The organism is Glaciimonas sp. PCH181, assembly GCF_003056055.1.
Lineage (GTDB): Bacteria > Pseudomonadota > Gammaproteobacteria > Burkholderiales > Burkholderiaceae_D > Glaciimonas.
On sequence record NZ_PYFP01000003.1, the window covers coordinates 500,434 to 517,807 of the forward strand.

20 protein-coding genes, 3 tRNA genes, 3 rRNA genes and 1 pseudogene are annotated in these 17,374 nt (G+C 50.6%); 13 read left to right on the forward strand and 14 right to left on the reverse strand.

Annotation, left to right across the window (positions count from 1 at the left end; genetic code table 11):
- Positions 1-500: 500 nt before the first annotated feature.
- On the forward strand, positions 501-869 hold the full coding sequence (locus tag C7W93_RS22920; RefSeq protein ID WP_108442640.1) for a helix-turn-helix domain-containing protein: 369 nt from the start codon (positions 501-503) through the stop codon (positions 867-869).
- Between the two features lie 58 nt (positions 870-927).
- Here C7W93_RS22920 and C7W93_RS24710 read toward each other — a convergent pair whose 3' ends face one another.
- Both C7W93_RS24710 and C7W93_RS22925 read right to left on the reverse strand, forming a co-directional pair.
- Entirely contained in the window at positions 928-1,092 is a 165-nt protein-coding gene (locus C7W93_RS24710) for a hypothetical protein (protein WP_161539977.1), read from the reverse strand.
- 311 nt (positions 1,093-1,403) lie between these two features.
- Positions 1,404-1,877: a helix-turn-helix domain-containing protein gene (locus C7W93_RS22925; protein ID WP_108442641.1), complete on the reverse strand. Its 474-nt coding sequence runs from the start codon at positions 1,875-1,877 to the stop codon at positions 1,404-1,406.
- Positions 1,878-1,957: 80 nt separating this feature from the next.
- Here C7W93_RS22925 and C7W93_RS24530 point away from each other — a divergent pair, with 80 nt between their 5' ends.
- Positions 1,958-2,155, forward strand: a complete 198-nt coding sequence (locus C7W93_RS24530; protein WP_146177602.1) for a hypothetical protein — start codon at positions 1,958-1,960, stop codon at positions 2,153-2,155.
- 421 nt (positions 2,156-2,576) lie between these two features.
- Here the strand turns inward: C7W93_RS24530 and C7W93_RS22935 are convergent, their stop codons facing one another.
- A complete protein-coding gene (locus C7W93_RS22935) occupies positions 2,577-2,930 on the reverse strand; it encodes a hypothetical protein (protein WP_146177603.1) in 354 nt (117 codons plus the stop codon).
- 216 nt (positions 2,931-3,146) lie between these two features.
- Here C7W93_RS22935 and C7W93_RS22940 point away from each other — a divergent pair, with 216 nt between their 5' ends.
- From C7W93_RS22940 to C7W93_RS22980, 10 genes are all read left to right on the forward strand, one after another.
- Positions 3,147-3,344 (forward strand): hypothetical protein, encoded by a 198-nt coding sequence (locus C7W93_RS22940; protein WP_108442644.1) that lies wholly within the window; start codon positions 3,147-3,149, stop codon positions 3,342-3,344.
- A 26-nt stretch (positions 3,345-3,370) separates the two neighbouring features.
- Positions 3,371-3,586, forward strand: coding sequence for a hypothetical protein (locus C7W93_RS22945; RefSeq protein WP_108442645.1), 216 nt, complete (start codon positions 3,371-3,373; stop codon positions 3,584-3,586).
- Positions 3,577-3,834 (forward strand): ogr/Delta-like zinc finger family protein, encoded by a 258-nt coding sequence (locus C7W93_RS22950; RefSeq protein ID WP_108442646.1) that lies wholly within the window; start codon positions 3,577-3,579, stop codon positions 3,832-3,834. The genes C7W93_RS22945 and C7W93_RS22950 overlap by 10 nt, the downstream gene beginning before the upstream one ends.
- Positions 3,835-3,964: 130 nt before the next feature.
- Positions 3,965-4,417 (forward strand): hypothetical protein, encoded by a 453-nt coding sequence (locus C7W93_RS22955; RefSeq protein ID WP_146177604.1) that lies wholly within the window; start codon positions 3,965-3,967, stop codon positions 4,415-4,417.
- 105 nt (positions 4,418-4,522) lie between these two features.
- Positions 4,523-4,696, forward strand: coding sequence for a hypothetical protein (locus tag C7W93_RS24715; protein ID WP_161539979.1), 174 nt, complete (start codon positions 4,523-4,525; stop codon positions 4,694-4,696).
- Entirely contained in the window at positions 4,696-5,052 is a 357-nt protein-coding gene (locus tag C7W93_RS22960) for a hypothetical protein (RefSeq protein ID WP_108442648.1), read from the forward strand. The genes C7W93_RS24715 and C7W93_RS22960 overlap by 1 nt, the downstream gene beginning before the upstream one ends.
- Entirely contained in the window at positions 5,042-6,871 is a 1,830-nt protein-coding gene (locus C7W93_RS22965; protein WP_108442649.1) for a replication endonuclease, read from the forward strand. The genes C7W93_RS22960 and C7W93_RS22965 overlap by 11 nt, the downstream gene beginning before the upstream one ends.
- Positions 6,872-6,873: 2 nt before the next feature.
- A complete protein-coding gene (locus tag C7W93_RS22970) occupies positions 6,874-7,062 on the forward strand; it encodes a hypothetical protein (protein ID WP_108442650.1) in 189 nt (62 codons plus the stop codon).
- Between the two features lie 62 nt (positions 7,063-7,124).
- Positions 7,125-7,514, forward strand: coding sequence for a hypothetical protein (locus C7W93_RS22975; RefSeq protein ID WP_108442651.1), 390 nt, complete (start codon positions 7,125-7,127; stop codon positions 7,512-7,514).
- Between the two features lie 105 nt (positions 7,515-7,619).
- Positions 7,620-7,844, forward strand: coding sequence for a hypothetical protein (locus tag C7W93_RS22980; RefSeq protein ID WP_108442652.1), 225 nt, complete (start codon positions 7,620-7,622; stop codon positions 7,842-7,844).
- Positions 7,845-7,880: 36 nt separating this feature from the next.
- Here C7W93_RS22980 and C7W93_RS22985 read toward each other — a convergent pair whose 3' ends face one another.
- On the reverse strand, positions 7,881-8,921 hold the full coding sequence (locus tag C7W93_RS22985; protein ID WP_108442653.1) for a site-specific integrase: 1,041 nt from the start codon (positions 8,919-8,921) through the stop codon (positions 7,881-7,883).
- Between the two features lie 180 nt (positions 8,922-9,101).
- Here C7W93_RS22985 and C7W93_RS22990 point away from each other — a divergent pair.
- Positions 9,102-9,176: transfer RNA gene (locus C7W93_RS22990), tRNA-Arg, on the forward strand.
- 99 nt (positions 9,177-9,275) lie between these two features.
- On the opposite strand, the gene C7W93_RS22995 is transcribed toward C7W93_RS22990, so the two are convergent.
- The 10 genes and pseudogenes from C7W93_RS22995 to C7W93_RS23040 all read right to left on the reverse strand — a co-directional run.
- Positions 9,276-9,698 carry a surface-adhesin E family protein gene (locus C7W93_RS22995; RefSeq protein WP_108442654.1) on the reverse strand — a complete coding sequence of 141 codons (423 nt, stop codon included), beginning with the start codon at positions 9,696-9,698 and terminating at the stop codon, positions 9,276-9,278.
- A gap of 276 nt (positions 9,699-9,974) precedes the next feature.
- Positions 9,975-10,533: pseudogene (locus C7W93_RS23000) on the reverse strand (transposase); the annotation flags it as partial.
- Between the two features lie 84 nt (positions 10,534-10,617).
- A complete protein-coding gene (locus C7W93_RS23005) occupies positions 10,618-12,195 on the reverse strand; it encodes an IS66 family transposase (protein ID WP_108438190.1) in 1,578 nt (525 codons plus the stop codon).
- A 29-nt stretch (positions 12,196-12,224) separates the two neighbouring features.
- Entirely contained in the window at positions 12,225-12,572 is a 348-nt protein-coding gene (tnpB, locus tag C7W93_RS23010) for an IS66 family insertion sequence element accessory protein TnpB (RefSeq protein WP_108438191.1), read from the reverse strand.
- The gene (locus C7W93_RS23015; RefSeq protein WP_161539841.1) at positions 12,569-12,964 is read right to left on the reverse strand and encodes a transposase; all 396 of its coding nucleotides are present in this window, start codon (positions 12,962-12,964) and stop codon (positions 12,569-12,571) included. Before C7W93_RS23015 ends, tnpB begins: the two co-directional genes overlap by 4 nt.
- A gap of 320 nt (positions 12,965-13,284) precedes the next feature.
- Positions 13,285-13,397, reverse strand: a 5S ribosomal RNA gene (gene rrf / locus C7W93_RS23020).
- A 177-nt stretch (positions 13,398-13,574) separates the two neighbouring features.
- Positions 13,575-16,449 (reverse strand): 23S ribosomal RNA (locus C7W93_RS23025).
- Between the two features lie 355 nt (positions 16,450-16,804).
- A tRNA-Ala gene (locus tag C7W93_RS23030) sits at positions 16,805-16,880 on the reverse strand.
- A gap of 9 nt (positions 16,881-16,889) precedes the next feature.
- Positions 16,890-16,966 (reverse strand) — tRNA-Ile (locus tag C7W93_RS23035).
- A 131-nt stretch (positions 16,967-17,097) separates the two neighbouring features.
- Positions 17,098-17,374: ribosomal RNA gene (locus C7W93_RS23040) — 16S ribosomal RNA — on the reverse strand; the annotation flags it as partial.

Consider the following 17,374-nt stretch of genomic DNA (forward strand, 5'->3'; position numbering starts at 1 on the left):
TCGTCGCGTTTCATGATCGCGTTGGCGTTAATCTGACATTCCCCCAGCTCGGCGACAAAACACACTTCAGCGTCTTGGGCGTCTCTCCATTTCTTTGCATTAGCGGCCTTTTTACTTTTTGTATCGCCCCTAATCACAACACTAGCAACCGTAGCGCCGACCCCGGCAGACACTTTTTCAAACGAATCTGCCCCGTCCTGCCCCGCGTTTACCGCATCAACTTGCTACCGCTAACATCGATTTATAACATCGTCACATCTCCCCTCTGCCCTCATCGGGGCGGCGGAATCGGCAATTACGCCTATGCAGGCAATCTATTTCACCGAGATGTAAGAGGGAATTTATTCAATAAATAGAGATGAAACACACGCACTCATAAGCTTATGCCCTAAAAAAACATGAGTTGCATTGGTAATTGGCACCTATTTTGAACCAATATAGAAACATGCAATCTCAATAAAGACGGCCATTCAATCAGTATCTCAAGGAAGTGTAGGGATATGAATACAGTAACAGCCGAACAGCTTTTCCAAGCCCTTCAAGCCATGCCTATGGAAGAACGCGTGCGTTTTTTCTCTCTGCTAGCCATTAACGCGTTCCGTGACCAACACGCGTACCAGAATCTACAAGATCAGCAAGTATTCTGGCATCTCGACAACGACGAATTTACAGCGCAAGAGGCAGCCGACTATCTTGAAGTATCGATCGGCACGTTCCGACGCTACGTGTATGACGGCCGCATCAAACCATGCAGCGCCCCAGGCATCACTCAATTGTTTGCGACCCGAAATCTGAAAGCATTTAAACATGCGACCCATGACGTGAAGCTTACTTTGGATGGTGGCAAGGGCAAGGGCAAGCCAAACTAAACGTGGATATATTGGGTAAGGCCCAGACTGCTAAAGCGGTCTGGGCCTTTTTTCCTGTTTAAGCATGCAAATGGTAATGAAAGTGACCGGCTTGCCAGTGATTGTTCATGCCATATTGCGTTTTAAATCCACCATACAACAGTCTGGTGGACGCTGCCATAAATGCCAGGTATGGATTTTCATAAAAATCGACCTTAGCGTAGACGTGATCTTTCAATCTCATGCCAATGCGCCCCCCCGTTGCTACCTGAATTCAGGCACTCCAGGACTTCGCCTGATGGCATTTTTCTTGCGCTGCCTACTGAGTAAATTTTATCGTCCACCATGCAGGTCAAGCGAACCAGTTTGAGCGTTGAAGCACTTATGTCTGGTGCAGAGCAAAGCGATAGCCATACGCATACGCAGACACAAACAACAGCTAGGGCAAACGCGACTAATCGCCTGCTGACATTCACTGATTGGTGGATATCTCCCAATACAATTTGTCGGATATATCCTTGAAGTGCGATGACTTTTCCGGTTGTTGCGGGGAGATTATTCTCGAATGTCTTTTTTCTTTTTTTTACTGACGACGCGAACGTTTAAGTCCCCGGCTGTGTGCTGATCGCCGTTACTGACACCACCAACTTCTCCGTGAAATTGGACGCTGCCAATGTTATGTCGGGTAACGGTGGATGTAGTCACTGTTGGCGCTGTCGCGGCTGCACCCATTACATCAAGCATGCCGAGCATATTAGATTTACCGCGAATGTCTAGGGAACGATACCCAGACAGCAATTCTTTCTCGTCCTTCGTGATTGCTGATGCCGCTTTCTCTCCGGTGAGAATGTACTGCACATCAACTCCAATAGTCGCCAGCGCTCGTAAATAAAGCGCGTCCGGTGCTCGTTCATTTTGCTCATAAAGCGTTTGAGCGCGCCGCTTTAACCCGGCTACTGCGGCAAAATCGTCTTGATTCATGCCTAACCTTTGACGCTCTTCTTTTAATATTTCGCCGACTGATCTCATTTGTGCACACTTATTTCTTTACATGCTCTCAAATAGGAGCTATATTTGCGCCATCCCTAGCGAATACAGAGCATACCATTATGAAAAGACTTACCAAAGTACGACGCGCTCCCAAAAACATTCTCGCCCAATCTCTCGGCATTCGTTTAACACCAGAGGAACAGGCCGCCATAGAGAAATGTGCCTCTGATGAATTCCTGTCCCGCGCCTCTTTCCTTCGACGCATGATTCTGCGCGGCCTGGCCGATTACAAGCGTGAACTTGCTTCAAATCCATAACCTTAAGGTTCAGCTATGCAAACAAATCTTCAGCGCACTGACATTGCGATCAATCAAGTGCGTCGGTGGCTCTTTGCCATAACCTCTTCTTCAATATGCATCGCCTTACTGTATGCGTGGAAATTGCAGAATATCAATGTAGCGGGCAACTTATTATTGTTTTGGCTGTGGTTCATATCAGCGGCCTTTATCGCAGTGCTATTTGTCCCGGAAGAGCTCGCCAAAATTCCACGCTGCAGCAAGAACTTCGCCAGATTTAATTTGTGTATCTCTCTCCTTATGACTTTTGCGATGGTCTGGTTTGGTCATTTTTTGACTGCCGGATTTTATATGTTGGGATGGTGTGCCCGAAGTGCTGGCCCCAAAATAGCAGCATCGCAACAAGTCAAAAAATGTTAAAGAAAAACAACCTGCATTGGTGTCACAAGGATCGCTGCGTGCGCGCCTGGGCTTTAGCTTTATCTTCGGTTAATTGAATTTCATCACCATCACGGAGCATGTGATTTATTTGTTTTGCCGAATAGCCAGTAGCGTCAATTTTTTCGTATTGCCCATCCGGCTTTTCTCTCGTCACAGTAACGCGACGATTTGAAACGTGGGAGAGCCAAGCGATTAGCACTCTTTCGATGCTGGACCAAGGCATACCATCATTAACTTTACCGATGATTTCGAGAATAGGGGTGGAGAAGCGATTAGAAAAAATGTGTATTTCATTGTAGCTAATGTCGGACGCGTCCAGCACTTCCTTAAACGATAGTTCGGTATTAGGTTGCACATATATTCTGATAGAAATCATGAAAATTTATACTTTCAATGTCATAAAAAAGATTGGCGAAGCAGGTTGATCACTGCCCACCAGTTATGTCGTGCTGCTTTTTGGGTCCTCCTTTATGGACAGTTCAAATTGGCTTTTATTAAAGAAAAAAACTGATGTAAATCATCCATCCCAACTTTGATTTTATTTCATCAAAAATTTCGACAGGACGCACCTATGTATCCCGATATCAATCGCATCCGTACTAACCGCCTGACCGTTCGTCTTGATAAATACGAGCACGACGTCATTGTCGCGCTGGCTAACTATCAGGGCGAACATCCGTCAGCCTTGGTACGGCAACTTGTGATGCAAGAACTGGCAGATCTGTTTGGCAACCACGACCATGCCATCGTAGATAAAAAGTCCGCTTAACAGAAGACCACGAAAGTCTGACGAAAATGGCCGACTACGCATTCCCTGCGGAATACACCGATACGCAATTGGCGCAACTTGAAGCGATTCGCCTGCAGCATGGGCTGGATAGCCTGGAGCAAGCGCTGACGCTGGTATTGAAGGCACGCATACGCAAGCAAGTAAAAGTGATGACGAACAAAAAACGTGCGTTATACGTGGTTAAACCGCTGATTGATCCGGACGCGCCACCATGCGCGTAATCAGCATCCCTTGCCCCCATTGCCAATGCCGCGTGCGCGCTGCCAAAAGCCGCACGATGTCTACCCTGATGAAAGAGATCACCTATATGTGCCAGAACCCGGATTGCGGTCATAGTTTTGTCGCCAGTCTGGAAGTGCTGCGCACGTTGTCGATGTCTGCCATCCCTAACCCGGAGGTGCGGATTCATTTGTCGCAGCACGTCCGCAACGCTTGCGCTAATCAGTTGGCGTTATTCAAGAACGATTGAACTGATATGACCGCACACCACATTCTCGCGCCGCCATAACTCTTCGCTAGCGCGTTTCCCCTCTTACGTTGGTCCCGGCAATGCCTGACATCAGGCATGCGGGATTTGCTCACCCTGAAATAAGGAAAACATGATGAAAAATATTATTAATACGGCACATCAAGGTCAAGACGACGCGAAGAAAATACCTTTAGTGTGGGCTAAAGATGGCGTCAAAACCATTCTTTGGGTCGGTCGCAGCTTCAAGTTCATCGACCAGATTCAGACTGACCAGTTGAGTGATTGTATTAAGAAAGAGTCCCAGTCCAGTGACGCCAATGACACGGTAAATCTCGCGTTGCTCATTACGGATACCGATGATCATTTTCTCTCTTGTAACGGCACGCATTTCGAAGGTGTGCAGTTCGAGCTTATTGAGAATTTCGGCATCCAGTTTTCCGATTTCCTGGGCGGGGATAAGGGCTGTTTTCATAAAGTTCCTTCGGTTGTTTTAAAAGGCGTATCACGACCTGACATGATCGGATACGCGCAAAAGTATATGCGCAAGTCACTACTGAATAGCCACATTGCAGGTGTGATTTAAGTATGAAGACCTATCTCGATATTTTTTGTTCGGGTCTTTTGTGTGGCTTTGTGATGTTTGCACCAGCGTTTGCGGTGGCGCTTGGTTGGGTGGGAGATTAAGCCGATGATCGCCAACACACCTTACGCCTTGTTGATCGGCAAGCTGAACCTCCGCAACTGGTTTCTGGCGCGCACGCATTTGATTAGCGCCAGCCATACAGCCACGGTGGGGGCGGTTCTGGATGAGCAGATCGCCGTATTTATTGGTCAACTTGGCGGCATGGCGGGGGACTGGTAATGGGCGCATCGTTGATCGATAACCATCTGTCATTTACGCCTGCCAGTCAGATCATCGCCGGGTGGGAATTGGCGGCCGGAACGCTGACGCCGGCAGACACCGCGCAGGTGAAATTGCTGGCGGCGCGGCGGTTAATTAAGCTACGCAATGATGCGCCGCAGATTCAGCGCCTGACAGCCCAATCGTGGGGCGCGACGCCCGAACATGCACGACGTTACGTCTTATACGTGGCAGGCTTGCCGATGACGCGCTGGGATAGTCCGATTCATTCGTTTTCGGCGTCGGAACGGGCTGCGATCAAGGCGGCAGTGGTGGCCTCGGTCGGGATGTTTGAACGGGTTTTGCATGCAGTCTAAACGCATCGTTTTACCCAGCCGACAGCGACATCTGACCTTCTTACAATCGGACCGATTTGCACCGGAGTTGGCACGCCTTCCTTACAAATGGCGCAAGCGCGTTATCAACCAGACGCTGGATAAAATGGCGTGGTCATCGTGGCACAAAATTTACGAATCACTGGCGACCGATTTCGTGCGGGATTTTGCTGAACGGTATGTTCCGGCCGGCGTAGATTTATCGCAGCACGATGCGGATATTGTTGCCACGGCAAAGAAAGCGGCGGCGCATGTTTCCTGTGCTCTCTGGGGCGCGACTTCGGACCGCCACGCACAGCAGATCATCATTTGCGAATGTGCTGAATACGGCATCGATCCACCGGAGTTTGAAGAACTCAAAGATGTGATCGGACGCGCCGTCAATCCGCATTGGTGGCGCGGTCAATTGCGTAAGCGCATCGGGCGCGCTTTTGAGGCGGGCAATATCCGACTCGGCTACGTCCACTATCGCGGCGAAGCCTACGCCAGCCATGATACGGTCATCGCAAGACTTGCCCAAAATCGGCGCAATGCATTGGCGCTAGAAAACCAGAAACTTGAAAACGAGCTAGGCCAGCAATACACGCTGGCCGAACTGGCCGGGACCAGCACGGCCAATAAACCCATCCGACGAGGAGAATTAATGTTGCGCATCAGCGGCTTCGAAACCATCGCCAAAGAACTTGGCGATGAAGGCCTATTCATTACCTGGACTTGTCCGTCCCATTTCCACGCCACTTTGCATTGCGGCAAACCGAATCCGAAATACAGCGGCGCTACGCCACGAGAAGCGAATGATTATCTAAAGAAAGTGACGGCGCAGTTGCGTGCCGCGCTGGACCGGCGCGGCATTGGTCTGTATGGATTTAGGATTGTAGAACCGCATCACGACGGCACACCGCACTGGCATTTACTGATGTTTGTGCGCTCTACCCCTGACTATAAAACGCTGCATGTGAAAGACGTGGCCAGTCGTGTCATCCGCTTGATGAAACGCTATGCATGGCGCGCTGAGCGTGGCGAACCGGGCGCGTTTGCACGGCGTCTGAAAGTCGAACGGATCGACTGGAGCAAGGGCAGCGCCGCCGCTTACATCGCTAAATATGTCGCCAAAAATATCGATGGCGCGCACGTCGGCGACCATAAAACCAAAGACGGTTATGTCCTGGCCCCAGACTGCATCGGCGGCGTTGAGCTGGTGCCATCAATGCGCATCGAAGCATGGGCTGCGTGCTGGGGCATCCGCCAGTTTCAGCAATGGGGCGGCGCACCGGTAACGGTCTGGCGCGAGTTACGTCGTATCAAAGAAGAAATGGTGAACGAAGCGCCAGAGCCGATGCGCCGCGCATGGAATGCTGCGCAAAAGATCGAAGGCGAAAAGCGCGCCGACTTTGCCGAGTATCTGCGTGCGCAAGGTGGCCCGCTCGTGCCGCGTAAAAACCTGATCATCACGCTGGCCAAGGATATCAAAACCTTTATCGGCCGGTATGGCGAGACGATTAAATCTACACCTTACGGTGTGCATTGTGCGGCCTTGTTTGGGGTGGTGTTTAAGTCGGTGCGACATACATGGACGCCGGTGAAGGCAGACGCATCGGCACGTGGCGGGGCGGCAGTTGACCTTCCTCGGACTCGTGTAAATAACTGTACGGTCCCCGAAGTGGCACCGCCAGAAAAGCAGCCGGACTGGATGATTCCTGATGCGAATTGCTTTCCCCTTGATGCCAAAAATGCGCTGATTGACGCGTGGGCGGCACTCAATGCTTGCCCCTTCCCCCGCATTTTTGATGAAAGGAAATAGCGATGAAATTGCTGGTGCAAATCTGCCTCTTGCTGTTCTTTATTTTTGCGTTTTGGGGTGGCGCTAACATTTTTAAATGGGTACTCGATCAATCAAAAGTACCGTTCAGCGCCTTCATCAGCGCGACGTTGTCGGTGACCGTCCTCTGCGTGCTGACGGCGGGCATGTTGTGGGGAGCTAGCGATGGATAAGCGGCAATCCACACATTTTATAAGCGAAAGCGATCTATGAAAATATTAGGACATCCCAAAACATGACGACAAAAATTGGGGACCGCGTGTCCTTTGATACTGACGAAGGCATTCAGATTGGCTATGTCAATGCGCTGCGCCGGGATGTAGGTAACGGTGAGCTAAATGCCTGGATAGAACTTGATCATCCCTGGCCGGGTCTGTTCCGCGCAGTGCCTGTCTCGGCCCTCCTCAGTTCAGAAGTACTCGGGCCGCCTTCGACGATGCATTTTGAAAACGATTCGGTCGAAGCGGTCAAGGAATTCAGGCGGTGGCATTTGGGGAATTTTGGAACAGTCATGACCCAGGAGCATCGTGATACCCCTGACGCGGCCGACGACAAGAAAAGCGGCATTTCCGCTTCCCGGCCAGTGGCACATTTACAAAAATGGAGGCTTCCCAATGTGGTTTAACAATCTGCACATTGAGCGTATTCCCGCGCCGGTGGAGAAACGAAAGCATGAACCGCTTTACATCTATTACGTAGGATTAATTAAAAACATGAATGAGGTGAAACTATGGCGCTATTAACACAAGCATATATTTTGGATAACTTTGGCATACGATTAAATTTGCCGCAATTAGCGAAACTGCTCGACATTAAAGAAGGCACCCTCCGCAACCAAATAAGCGCTCGGGCTTTTCCGATAAAAACGTACATTGAAGGTGGGCGACGTTTTGCTAGCTATCAGGCGGTCTCGGAATATTTGGATAACCAGCATCTGATTACGCAAGAGAGTTAGTACGCAAGAGAATTAGGAAAATCCAAGGCCTGCCGACTAGGCCAGTTTCTTCGGGAAGATAATCACCCTTCCCTTTTCTGCGATATCCTCCGGCTTAAGGTTGGTATAGCGTTTTAAGTTGCGCCAATCCTTATGACCGGTCACCGCGGCGACCTCCGGGATCTCCCAGCCCGCCTCGAACAACGCGCTAGCCGCCTCGTGCCGCAAATCGTGTAAATGTAAATCCACGATTTTCGACGCATCACACGCCCATTTAAAATACTTGCTGGCCGTCCCTGCTTCATACGGAAAAATACGCGCATCATTGCGCGGCTGGCGCATCACAACGTCATACGCATCGGCAATCAACGGCACCCACTCGTCATTACCGATTTTCATCCGCGGATGCTTACGATCACGCACCATCACCATCCGCGCATCCTCATTCAGATCGGCCCAGGTCAGCCTAAACAACTCGCCCCGCCGAAAGCCAGAGCGCAATAAAACCGTAATCACGTCCTTCATTGGCAGCGTGTATTGCGGATTATTGACGAACCAGGCAAAGAGGGACGTCAACTCCTCCACAGTAGGACGCCGCTCACGTTTTTTACCCGCCTCCACCAGATGTAAATGCTTCAACATTGGCCGCGCTTTTGCAACCGCGTCCGGGATATTGGCATCCAGCATGCCAGCCATGTGACGCAGAACCGTGCCGAGTTTGGATAGCTCCATGTCAACGGTATAACCGCCAACGCCATCGAGCGTACGCCGATTTTGGGCATAACCAACAATGTCCTGCGTAGATAATCCAGCCGCAGTTTTACCGCCCAATTTCTCAATCAGGCGCCTCAGCAAATAATGTTCGTTTGATTTAGGAGAAACTCCGCGCCCGGATTTTTCACGCACAGTGCGATAGCTGTCAATGAGCGCTTCGACGCTTAGTTTTAAGGTAGCCGGATTACCAGATTCCATCTCAATCTGTATAATTCGCGCCCATTTCTCAGCTTCTGCCTTAGTTCTGAAAGTTTTTGCTATACTCTTGCCCTTGATGCGAACTTGCCCGCGCCAACGTTTTCCCACCGCTAATATAGATGCCATACACCCCTTTATTTCAGGGTGCGGATTGTAGCAAATATGTAGCAGGACGAACGTTAAATCGGGTTTACTTGCATCAATCGGAATGACGAATCAAGGGACAGAATATTCTTATAAGCCATTGAATTTATTGAATTTTTTCTTTAAAATCAAACGCTTATTCCATCCCTTGGATTTCCTTCCCTCGCCATAGTTCAATGGATAGAACGAGTGCCTCCTAAGCGCTAGATACAGGTCCGATTCCTGTTGGCGGGACCAATTAGATATTCAGTTTCAAAAAAACGCCTAATCACTTATAAAGTGTTAAGGATTGAGCACAGTCGAATCTCTACACTAAAACCAATTTTCCGACTAAGATCATTTACCGCCAAGTGTTTGGTTGCAAACAAAATTTGTCATGATTCCGTCAGCTAAAGAGCCCTTTACTGGCGTTACAAATTTACTGTTTTTAAGCGCATCTGAATGATCACGCTTATCGCCTAACCCATCATTTTCAACAAATAAAATTTCTTTTGTTAAACGCGTAGTTTTGTTCGTGCAATTATATTCTGTCAAATCTTGATAGGATTTGAATGTAGGAAACGTAGGGTCGCCTTCATTTTTTCGAGGTTGTTGGAAATTCCACATTGACCATACTTGACGCACGCCATTTATCTCTTTGATGGAATCTCTATCTAACTTCAAACTAGAGACATCACTTTGACCGACAATCTGCCAATCTGCAGCCTGAGCACCGAGACAAACAATGCTCAATCCCAAAATAAGTGCTATTTTTTTCATATATGACTTCCTTTAAAATTAACCGCTAATAAGATGTATCTAGCGTATCGCAATTCGATTAAAACAGATTCAATTTTACAAAAAAATACATTTAATTTTTGAATTTTCTATAGAGAAAGTGCTTTTCGGCTTAGCACTTTTACTCCAGCATAAATATTGTTTATTACATACGCACTCTCCACTGCCTACATGTGCGTTGCCTACTTTCATTCGGTGTGGAATGGTTCAAGGTAAGCGTCGTTCAAAGGCCGTATTGACAGCCCCGCGTTTCAGCGGCTATTGCTTTGGCGCAGATATGATCGCCAGCCCAGATGCCAGATTCCAAGGCAGGAAGTCATCAATTTGATTGACGGGGTGATCGGCAATATGCGTGAGCACGTAGCGCAACCATGCTGCCGGATCGACGCCATTGAGTTTAGCCGTCCCAATGAGCGAGTAGATAGCGGCGGCACGTTCGCCGCCATTGTCGGAGCCTGCAAACAGATAATTACGTCGTCCAATGGTGATACCGCGCAATGCGCGTTCGGCGGCCGAATTATCGATCTCGATGCTGCCCATCGTCGCAATAGCAGGTTAATGCTGGCCATAAATTGAGGGTGTACAGGATCGCCGCAGTAGTATCGGATTTGCGCGACAGCGTCAACAACAAGCTTGCCCGCAGCCAGTTTTCCAACGCATCAATAAGCGGGCGCGATTGCGCCTGGCGCACTACCAGCCTTATCTGCGGCGGTTTGCCGCGTATGCTTGCTTCGATCTCATACAATGCGCCGATGCGGCGCAAGGCTTCGGTGGTGATTGGCGAGGCCCGTGCTGCATGCAAGTCGAAGAATTTGCGTACCTTGGCGCTGTTGTGGTGATGGCGCTGCTGGTTATGTAAGCGTCGTTCAAAGGCCGTATTGACAGCCCCGCATTTCAGCGGCTATTGCTTTGGCGCAGATATGATCGCCAGCCTAGATGCCAGATTCCAAGGCAGGAAGTCATCAATTTGATTGACGGGATGATCGGCAATATGCGTCAGGACGTAGCGCAACCATGCTGCCGGATCGACGCCATTGAGTTTAGCCGTCCCAATGAGCGAGTAGATAGCGGCGGCACGTTCGCCGCCATTGTCGGAGCCTGCAAACAGATAATTACGTCGTCCAATGGCGATACCGCGCAATGCGCGTTCGGCGGCCGAATTATCGATCTCGATGCTGCCATCGTCGCAATAGCGGGTTAATGCTGGCCATAAATTGAGGGCGTACAGGATCGCCGCAGTAGTATCGGATTTGCGCGACAGCGTCAACAAACTTGCCCGCAGCCAGCTTTCCAACGCATCAATGAGCGGGCGCGACTGCGCCTGGCGCACTGCCTGTCTTACCTGTGGCGGTTTGCCACGTATGCTTGCTTCGATCTCATACAATGCGCCGATGCGGCGCAAGGCTTCAGTGGTGATTGGCGAGGCCCGTGCTGCATGCAAGTCGAAGAATTTGCGTCGCGCGTGCGCCCAGCACGCAGCCTCCTGTACACGACCGGTTGCATAAATCGCGTTGAATCCGGCATACGCATCGGCCTGCAGAACGCCGGCGAATTTCGCCAGATGGGTCTGAGGATGGATACCTTTGCGGTCCGGCGTGTAAGCGAACCAGACTGCCGGGGCATCGGTTGATCCCGATGGCCGGTCGTCGCGGACATACGTCCACAGTCTGGCTGTTTTGGTCTTGCCATTGCCGGGTGCCAGTACCGGGATCGGGGTGTCGTCGGCATGTAATTTGGTCGTTGCCATCACATGACGGCGTACCGCATCGACCAGCGGTCGCAGCAGGCTGCTGGCAGCACCGACCCAGTCTGCCAATAATCCCCGATCCAGTTCCACACCTTCCCGGGCATAGATGACCGATTGCCGGTAGAGCGGAAGATGATCAGCGAACTTGCTCACCAGAATATGGGCGAGTAATCCGGGCCCCGCCAGACCGCGTGCAATCGGACGGCTGGGTGCCGGCGCCTGGACGATGCAGTCGCAGCAGGTGCAAGCGAGTTTGGGACGCACATGCCGGATGACCCGAAAGCTGGCCGGGACGAATTCAAGTTGCTCGGCAACGTCACTGCCGAGATGACGCAAATCGCCACCGCAATCGGGGCAGGCGGCATGCTCTGGCGTATAGATCTTCTCGTCCCGGGGCAAATGGGGCGGTAGCGGTTTGCGTGGTATCTTCGGACGCACTGGCTTCGTTGCCGGGGCAGCGCTGGCAACGTCACTTTCTTCTGTCTGCAAATCTTCTAACCGTAATTCGAGTTGTTCAATTTGCCGGTCCAGCTTCTCGGATTTGCGGCCGAACTGCAGCCGTTTGAGTTTGGCGATGAAGAGCTTGAGGTGTTCGATTTCGATGCGATGTGAGGACAGTGCGTCCTGTAGCTGCGCCACCGTTTCCCCGTGCAACGCAATGACCGCATCACGATCGGTAATCATCGCTTTTAAAGCGCTGATATCGTCGGGAAGGTGGGGCGGCGTTGACATGCCCGTAGTTTACCGAATGACGTCGATGTTTACAAGCCTGACAGGGGCCGTTGCGTGCGCTCGGGACGTCGCCAATCGATCCCTTCCAGCAACATTGACAGTTGCGCTTGCGACAGACAAACCGCGCCTTCGCTTGCCTGCGGCCAGATGAAGCGGCCGCGTTCCAGCCGTTTGGCCAGCAGACACAGCCCGTCGCCGGTCCACCACAAGATCTTCAAAATATCGCCACGTCGGCCACGAAACACGAAGACGTGACCGCTAAACGGGTCATCGGCCAATGCCGTTTGCACCTTGGCTGCCAACCCATTAAAACCGCAACGCATATCGGTCACGCCTGCTGCGATCCAGATCCGCGTTCCTGCTGGCAAACCGATCATGCCAGCAACCGGGCCAGCACCATGGAAAGCATAGACGGATCCACCACGCCCTCGACTCGAAGTCGCGCCTTACCTATTTCCAGGACCATCACGCCGGTCGGTGTAACGGCCGTGGTGAAGACTGGCTTGGCAGGGGATGGTTGCCGAGGGTCGCCAAGAACTACTGGCAGCAATTTGACGGACTTGCCTGAGGCAATCTCATAGGCTCCTGCACGAAACAATTTACGCCAGGTAAATACCTGGTTCGCATTCACATCGTGGGCCCGCGCCACCCGCGACACCGAGGCCCCAGCCATCAAGGATTGTTCGACCACCATGCGTTTGAAATCAATCGAATGTTGCCGATAACCACTGCGCTTAGAGGGAGTAACCGACTCAATATTTGTGTCCATAATTTGAAGTTGTGGGCACAATCGATTTGTACCCTCCAACGCAATCATGCGGACATTTGAGGATTAGGTATAGACGGTTTTGAGCGCACGCTTACTTTGGGATAGTCATTTTGATGCTTGATATTTTGTTGGATGCTGATTGGCTGATGTGTGACGGCGGATTATATGAGGAATGGTTGTACCGGAAATATCGATTGGCTAAATAAATGGCTCAATACATGCAGTAGGTGTGTGTTTTTCTCCGATCCGATTTCGATTCGATTTCGATTGCCCAAAGCAAAAACCCTCCCAGATTTCTCTGGGAGGGTTTTCTAATAAAAGCCTGACGATGACCTACTTTCACACTGGTTGCAGCACTATCATCGGCGCAAAGTCGTTTCACGGTCCTGTTCGGGATGGGAAGGGGTGGTACCAACTCGCTATGGTCATCAGGCATAAACTGTAGTGTCATATGTTCCCAATCGGGCAACACACAACGCAATCTAGAAGAAGTAAAGTTTTGTTTCATGTGTTGGGGTAACGAGGGTTTCGTTACCCCAACACTGGGTATGATTGCACTTTTCAGGCAAACACATATCTCATTAGCTTATATATAACCTGCTAAGGTTATAGGGACAAGCCGCACGGGCAATTAGTACTGGTTAGCTTAACGTATTACTACGCTTCCACACCCAGCCTATCAACGTCCTGGTCTCGAACGACCCTTTAGGGGAATCTAGTTCCCGGGAAATATCATCTCAAGGCAAGTTTCCCGCTTAGATGCTTTCAGCGGTTATCTCTTCCGAACTTAGCTACCCGGCAATGCCACTGGCGTGACAACCGGTACACCAGAGGTTCGTCCACTCCGGTCCTCTCGTACTAGGAGCAGCCCCCTTCAAATTTCCAACGCCCACGGCAGATAGGGACCAAACTGTCTCACGACGTTTTAAACCCAGCTCACGTACCACTTTAAATGGCGAACAGCCATACCCTTGGGACCGGCTACAGCCCCAGGATGTGATGAGCCGACATCGAGGTGCCAAACTCCCCCGTCGATATGAACTCTTGGGAGGAATCAGCCTGTTATCCCCAGAGTACCTTTTATCCGTTGAGCGATGGCCCTTCCATACAGAACCACCGGATCACTATGTCCTACTTTCGTACCTGCTCGACTTGTCAGTCTCGCAGTTAAGCACGCTTATGCCATTGCACTACCAGCACGATGTCCGACCGTACCTAGCGTACCTTCGAACTCCTCCGTTACACTTTGGGAGGAGACCGCCCCAGTCAAACTGCCTACCATGCACTGTCCCCGATCCGGATAACGGACCAAGGTTAGAATCTCAAACAAACCAGGGTGGTATTTCAAGGTTGGCTCCACGCAAACTAGCGTTCACGCTTCAAAGCCTCCCACCTATCCTACACAGATTGGTTCAAAATTCAATGCAAAGCTACAGTAAAGGTTCATGGGGTCTTTCCGTCTAGCCGCGGGTAGATTGCATCATCACAAACATTTCAACTTCGCTGAGTCTCGGGAGGAGACAGTGTGGCCATCGTTACTCCATTCGTGCAGGTCGGAACTTACCCGACAAGGAATTTCGCTACCTTAGGACCGTTATAGTTACGGCCGCCGTTTACTGGGACTTCAATCAAGAGCTTGCACCCCATCATTTAATCTTCCAGCACCGGGCAGGAGTCACACCATATACGTCCACTTTCGTGTTTGCATAGTGCTGTGTTTTTATTAAACAGTCGCAGCCACCTTTTTATTGCAGCCCTTTCACCCTTCTGGCGCAAGCCAGTCAAGCTACCGGGGCGTACCTTATCCCGAAGTTACGGTACAAATTTGCCGAGTTCCTTCTCCCGAGTTCTCTCAAGCGCCTTAGAATACTCATCTCGCCCACCTGTGTCGGTTTGCGGTACGGTCTCGTGTGACTGAAGCTTAGAGGCTTTTCTTGGAACCACTTCCGATTGCTTCGTGAATAAATTCACTCGTCTCAACCCCTTGAATTACGCTGCCGGATTTGCCTAACAGCCTTCTCTGAGCCAAAAACCGACTATTCCAACAGTCGGACAACCTTCCGCGATCCGTCCCCCCATCGCATCACACGACGGTGCAGGAATATTAACCTGCTTCCCATCAGCTACGCATCTCTGCCTCGCCTTAGGGGCCGACTCACCCTGCTCCGATGAACGTTGAACAGGAAACCTTGGGCTTACGGCGTGGAGGCTTTTCACCCCCATTATCGCTACTCATGTCAGCATTCGCACTTCTGATACCTCCAGCATCCTTTACAAGACACCTTCGCAGGCTTACAGAACGCTCTCCTACCATATCAATAAATTGATATCCGCAGCTTCGGTGACTGGCTTAGCCCCGTTACATCTTCCGCGCAGGACGACTCGATCAGTGAGCTATTACGCTTTCTTTAAAGGATGGCTGCTTCTAAGCCAACCTCCTGACTGTTTTAGCCTTCCCACTTCGTTTGCCACTTAGCCAATCTTTGGGACCTTAGCTGGCGGTCTGGGTTGTTTCCCTCTTGACGTCGGACGTTAGCACCCGGCGTCTGTCTCCCAAGCTCGCACTCATCGGTATTCGGAGTTTGCAATGGGTTGGTAAGTCGCAATGACCCCCTAGCCATAACAGTGCTCTACCCCGATGGTGATACTTGAGGCACTACCTAAATAGTTTTCGGAGAGAACCAGCTATTTCCAAGTTTGTTTAGCCTTTCACCCCTACCCACAGCTCATCCCCTAATTTTTCAACATTAGTGGGTTCGGACCTCCAGTGCGTGTTACCGCACCTTCATCCTGGCCATGAGTAGATCACTTGGTTTCGGGTCTACACCCAGCGACTGAACGCCCTATTCGGACTCGATTTCTCTACGCCTTCCCTATACGGTTAAGCTTGCCACTGAATGTAAGTCGCTGACCCATTATACAAAAGGTACGCAGTCACGGAACAAGTCCGCTCCTACTGTTTGTATGCACACGGTTTCAGGATCTATTTCACTCCCCTTCCGGGGTTCTTTTCGCCTTTCCCTCACGGTACTGGTTCACTATCGGTCGATTACGAGTATTTAGCCTTGGAGGATGGTCCCCCCATGTTCAGACAGGATTACACGTGTCCCGCCCTACTTGTCGCACACTTAGTTCCACACCACCGATTTCATGTAAGGGGCTATCACCCTCTATGGCCACTATTTCCAGAGTGTTCCATTATCGCTGATGCTAAATCGTGCAGGCTGTTCCCATTTCGCTCGCCACTACTTTGGGAATCTCGGTTGATTTCTTTTCCTGTAGCTACTTAGATGTTTCAGTTCGCCACGTTCGCCTTGCATACCTATGTATTCAGTATGCAATACCCTAAAAGGGTGGGTTTCCCCATTCGGAAATCTGCGGATCAAAGCGTGTTTGCTCGCTCCCCGCAGCTTATCGCAAGCTACTACGTCCTTCATCGCCTGTAATCGCCAAGGCATCCACCATGTGCACTTATTCACTTGTCCCTATAACGTTAGCCTCTAGACGCGTTCACGTCTAAAAACCGGTTATAGGATATTACTTATGAGTATTACTTTAGCGTTTGCCGTATCCAAAGTGTTTTCGCAGTTGCATACTCTCGTATGCTCTTTGAGAACTCTTTTAATACTTTTTGATTTGATACAATCATACCCATCCACAATGCTGTCGCACTGCGGACGAATCTTTACTTCTTCTAAATTGTTAAAGAACAAACAGCCAATGATCTTAAAAAGATCAAACCTAAATCGCGCCGCATCACGCTGTCTTACCCTGCGTAATACCTGACTTAGGTTTTGATATTTCACCACGCTCAACCCCCGCTCTGGGAATCAAACAATATGGTGGAGGCTAACGGGATCGAACCGATGACCCCCTGCTTGCAAAGCAGGTGCTCTCCCAGCTGAGCTAAGCCCCCATAAACTTGTGGTGGGTCTGGTTGGGCTCGAACCAACGACCCCCGCGTTATCAACACGGTGCTCTAACCAACTGAGCTACAGACCCGCTTTGGATCAGTACTTCAGTAGTCAACGATAAACCCTCTATCGCACGCGCACCGCGCTCTACCTATAACTGTTCTTCTTTTAACTAACACACCGATAAGTGTGGACGCTTAATGTCCGTACAAACTCTAGAAAGGAGGTGATCCAGCCGCACCTTCCGATACGGCTACCTTGTTACGACTTCACCCCAGTCACGAATCCCACCGTGGTAAGCGCCTCCTTACGGTTAGGCTACCTACTTCTGGTGAAACCCGCTCCCATGGTGTGACGGCGGTGTGTACAAGACCCGGGAACGTATTCACCGCGACATGCTGATCCGCGATTACTAGCGATTCCAACTTCATGTAGTCGAGTTGCAGACTACAATCCGGACTACGATACACTTTCTGGGATTAGCTCCCCCTCGCGG

Bases quoted from the DNA above. Each gene is read 5' to 3' on its own strand.
- C7W93_RS24710 (WP_161539977.1), bottom strand. From the start codon at position 1,092: ATGAGATTGAAAGATCACGTCTACGCTAAGGTCGATTTTTATGAAAAT.
- C7W93_RS22985 (WP_108442653.1), bottom strand. From the start codon at position 8,921: ATGGCATCTATATTAGCGGTGGGAAAACGTTGGCGCGGGCAAGTTCGC.
- C7W93_RS22970 (WP_108442650.1), top strand. From the start codon at position 6,874: ATGAAATTGCTGGTGCAAATCTGCCTCTTGCTGTTCTTTATTTTTGCG.
- C7W93_RS22995 (WP_108442654.1), bottom strand. From the start codon at position 9,698: ATGAAAAAAATAGCACTTATTTTGGGATTGAGCATTGTTTGTCTCGGT.
- C7W93_RS22950 (WP_108442646.1), top strand. From the start codon at position 3,577: ATGCGCGTAATCAGCATCCCTTGCCCCCATTGCCAATGCCGCGTGCGC.
- C7W93_RS22945 (WP_108442645.1), top strand. From the start codon at position 3,371: ATGGCCGACTACGCATTCCCTGCGGAATACACCGATACGCAATTGGCG.
- C7W93_RS22960 (WP_108442648.1), top strand. From the start codon at position 4,696: ATGGGCGCATCGTTGATCGATAACCATCTGTCATTTACGCCTGCCAGT.
- C7W93_RS23005 (WP_108438190.1), bottom strand. From the start codon at position 12,195: ATGTCAACGCCGCCCCACCTTCCCGACGATATCAGCGCTTTAAAAGCG.
- C7W93_RS22955 (WP_146177604.1), top strand. From the start codon at position 3,965: ATGATGAAAAATATTATTAATACGGCACATCAAGGTCAAGACGACGCG.
- C7W93_RS22975 (WP_108442651.1), top strand. From the start codon at position 7,125: ATGACGACAAAAATTGGGGACCGCGTGTCCTTTGATACTGACGAAGGC.
- C7W93_RS24715 (WP_161539979.1), top strand. From the start codon at position 4,523: ATGATCGCCAACACACCTTACGCCTTGTTGATCGGCAAGCTGAACCTC.
- C7W93_RS22925 (WP_108442641.1), bottom strand. From the start codon at position 1,877: ATGAGATCAGTCGGCGAAATATTAAAAGAAGAGCGTCAAAGGTTAGGC.
- C7W93_RS22940 (WP_108442644.1), top strand. From the start codon at position 3,147: ATGTATCCCGATATCAATCGCATCCGTACTAACCGCCTGACCGTTCGT.
- C7W93_RS24530 (WP_146177602.1), top strand. From the start codon at position 1,958: ATGAAAAGACTTACCAAAGTACGACGCGCTCCCAAAAACATTCTCGCC.
- tnpB (WP_108438191.1), bottom strand. From the start codon at position 12,572: ATGATCGGTTTGCCAGCAGGAACGCGGATCTGGATCGCAGCAGGCGTG.
- C7W93_RS22980 (WP_108442652.1), top strand. From the start codon at position 7,620: ATGGCGCTATTAACACAAGCATATATTTTGGATAACTTTGGCATACGA.
- C7W93_RS23015 (WP_161539841.1), bottom strand. From the start codon at position 12,964: ATGGACACAAATATTGAGTCGGTTACTCCCTCTAAGCGCAGTGGTTAT.
- C7W93_RS22965 (WP_108442649.1), top strand. From the start codon at position 5,042: ATGCAGTCTAAACGCATCGTTTTACCCAGCCGACAGCGACATCTGACC.
- C7W93_RS22920 (WP_108442640.1), top strand. From the start codon at position 501: ATGAATACAGTAACAGCCGAACAGCTTTTCCAAGCCCTTCAAGCCATG.